Here is a 3,399-nt window from a genome sequence, read left to right on the forward strand (position 1 = left end):
CCGCCGATTTCCTCGTCATCTGACACAACCCGCTGATCGCAGACAGGGCCCGCCCCCGAAACGGGGCGGGCCTTCGCCATGACGGGGCTGCAGGAGGGCGTTGTATCCGGCCCCGGCTCTGGCTAAGGGGAAACCGGCAGCGGAGCACGACATGGCGCAAGACATTCTCTGGCTGGGCCTGCACAAGACCGGCACAACCTTTCTGCAGAAATCGCTCGACCTGTCGCAGGATCGCCTGCAGGCGGCCGGGCTGGCCTGGGTCGGACTGGACGAGTTCCGCCGCCGCTGGACCCGCCCCCTGATGGAAGAGGGCCATGACGGCGCCCAACCCGCCCCTGCCGAACGTCCGGCAGGCCTGCCCTGGCGGCTGGTCTTTGACGAGAACATCATCGGTCTGGTGCAGCGGGGCGTCACGGCGCGGGGGCTCTATCCGCAGGCGGCCGAACGCGCCCTGAAGATCGCAAGGCATCTCGATCTGCAGCGCCCGCTGCTGGTGCTGGGTCTGCGCGGCTTTGCGGGCTTCCTGCCCTCGCTCTATTGCGAGGCGCTGAAATCCACGCCGTTCCAGACCTTCCGGCAGTTCCTGCTCTGGCCGCCCGAGGCGATGAGCTGGCTGCCGCTGATCCGCCGGTTGCAGGCCGCCTTTCCCGACAGCGCGCTGCTGCTCTACCGGGCCGAGGATCTGTCGGGCCATGAAGCGGCGCTGCTGGCCCGGATCACCGGATTGCCGCCCGGGGATTTCACCCTGCTGGGGGCCCCCGAACGGCTGGGCCATTCGCATGCCGCGATCGACCGGCTGCATGCCATGGCGCGTGAGGGCCAGGTCAGCCGCGAGGATGTGCGCCGCGTGACCGCCGAACTGCCCCGTGGCCCCGGCCAGCCGGGCTATGCCCCCTGGACGACAGGGGAGCGGACATTGCTGGAGGCGCTTTATGCCCGCGATCTGGCCCATCTGGCCGCGCTGAGCCGCATACCCGGCAGCCGGTTGCAGCTCATCACGCCGGGCTGACGCGCACCGCCGCCCGCCCGGCGGCAGCCGCAGGCAAGCAGGGATCGGGGCGACAGGCCGTTAATACAGATTGCAACGACTCGTCAACTGCGCGACAGTCGCGCAGTTTCTGACCTATCTGCATTTCAATGGTCTGGTGATGGCGCGATACGCAGGCATTCTGCTGCATCTTTCGGCCCTTGCTCTCCTGTCGGGGGGCATGATGGCCTGCGCCCAGCCCGTTCCGGCCCTATACCCCACCTTGCCAGCCCTCGGAGCGGAGCCCAGCATGTCAAAGCCCCTTCCCGCCGGCCGCGACTTGCGGACCGTGACCGGACGCCTTGATCATCTGGGCAATGGCGTCCAATGCCCCGAGATCCTGACCGATGACGGGCACCACGAAGCGGTCTTCGGACTGGCCGCCGATATCGCCCCCGGCACCCGCCTGCGCCTGACCGGACATACCGGGATCGCCACCCGCTGTCTGGGGCAGGTTCTGGTGATCGATACGCTTGAAATTCTGACCGACTGATCCAAACCCCTTTTCCGTTCCAGGAGTATACTGCCATGCCCATGCCAACCGATCCGCTGCTCAGCCAGCAATGGCATCTGGTCAACCCGACATTCGGCCTGCTCGATCTGAACGTGGCCCCGGTCTGGAACCCGCTGGAAGGCCCGGCCTATAGCGGGGCCGGTGTCCGTTTCGTGGTGATCGATGACGGATTCGATTACCTGCACAGCGATCTGGCCCCGAATTACAACACCACGCTGGATTTCGATTACGACGGGGGGGATTTTGATCCCTTCGGCACTTCGGGCGATGCGCATGGCACGGCGGTGATGGGCATCATCGGGGCGGCGGCCAACGGATCGGGCGTGGTGGGCATCGCCCATGGCGCCGAGCTGATCGGCTATCGCACGCACAGCCTCATCAGCGATTTCTGGTTGCAGAACATCCGCGACGCGATTGCCCAATCCGCGACCAATGCGCTGGCCGATGTGGTGAATATCAGCCAGGGCATCGGCAATGACACGAACAGCGAATTCGGTTTTGGCTATGATGCCGCCCGCTTTGACGAGATCGAGACCTCGATCGGCACGGCGGTCAACAGTGGCCGCGGCGGTCTGGGCACGATCATCGTGAAATCGGCCGGCAATTCGCGCAGTGCGGATTATGACGTGAACGCGGATGACTGGACCAACGATACCCGGCAGGTCGTGGTGGCCGCCGTCGATCAGGATGGCTTCATCTCCGACTATTCCAGCTATGGTGCCGCCGTGCTGGTTTCGGGCTTCGGCACGCCGGGCGAAGTGGTCACCACCGATCGCAGCGGCGCCGAGGGCTATGATCCCGGCGATGTCACCAGCACCTTCAACGGCACATCTTCGGCGGCCCCCATGGTCTCCGGCGTGGTGGGGCTGATGCTTGATGCCAATGAAAATCTGGGCTGGCGCGACGTGCAGACGATCCTGGCTGCCTCGGCCCGCCATGTCGGATCGGAAATCGGCGCCGGGCTGGCGGGATCGGAAGAATTCGCCTGGGAATGGAACGCTGCCAGCACCTGGAATGGCGGCGGGATGCATTTCAGCAATGACTATGGCTATGGCCTGGTCGATGCCCATGCGGCCGTGCGCCTGGCCGAAAGCTGGCTGCGGAACGGGGAAAGTGCGGGCACCTCGGGCACTCAGGCCACCAATACCGTGGATGTGCTGAATGCCGCCACGGTGATCCCGGACGGCAATACCACCGGGCTCAGCTTCTCGGGCACTGCGAATTTCGACGATATCGTTGAGCGCGTGACTGTCGAGATGACCCTCTCCACCACCTTCACCGCCGATATGGAGGTCTATCTGACCTCGCCCGACGGGACCGAGCGGCTGATGATCCGCGATACCGGCGGCGGCACGGATTTCAACGGCACCTGGACCTTTGAAAGCCAGGGCTTCCGCGGTGAACGCGCCGGGGGCACCTGGACGGTGCGCGTGGTCGATGATGCCGGGGTCGATGTGCTGAGCGTTTCGGATATCGTCATCCGGACCTTCGGCAGCAGTGACAGCGGCGACCGCTATATCTATACCGACGAATATGCCGATTATGCCGGGGTCAGCGGACATGCGACCACCAAGACCGACAGCAATGGCGGCTTCGACACGGTGAATGCGGCCGCCGTCACCAGCAATTCGCTGATCCGGCTGGATGGTGTGGCCGGCAGCATCGCCGGTCAGACCGCCAGCTTCAACAATATCGAGAATGCCATCGGCGGCGATGGCAATGACACTCTGATCGGCAGTTCCGCAGCCAATCTGCTGCACGGGATGCGCGGGGCCGACAGTCTGAATGGCGGTGCGGGGGCCGATACGATGCTGGGCGGCACCGGCAATGACCGCTACAATGTCGACAGCTATTCCGA

Annotated in this window: 3 protein-coding genes; all 3 read left to right on the forward strand. The window is 64.9% G+C overall.

Annotated features, from left to right (window positions below; translation table 11 throughout):
* Positions 1 to 151 precede the first annotated feature (151 nt).
* A complete protein-coding gene (locus V6590_RS20665; RefSeq protein ID WP_335425599.1) occupies positions 152 to 1,009 on the forward strand; it encodes a hypothetical protein in 858 nt (285 codons plus the stop codon).
* Positions 1,010 to 1,277: 268 nt separating this feature from the next.
* Complete coding sequence (locus V6590_RS20670) at positions 1,278 to 1,520, forward strand: hypothetical protein (protein WP_335425600.1); 243 nt, start codon at positions 1,278 to 1,280, stop codon at positions 1,518 to 1,520.
* 35 nt (positions 1,521 to 1,555) lie between these two features.
* On the forward strand, positions 1,556 to 3,399 hold a 1,844-nt coding region (locus V6590_RS20675; RefSeq protein WP_335425602.1), incomplete at its 3' end, for a S8 family serine peptidase.

The organism is Gemmobacter denitrificans (assembly GCF_036964905.1).
Classification (GTDB): Bacteria; Pseudomonadota; Alphaproteobacteria; order Rhodobacterales; family Rhodobacteraceae; genus Gemmobacter; species Gemmobacter denitrificans.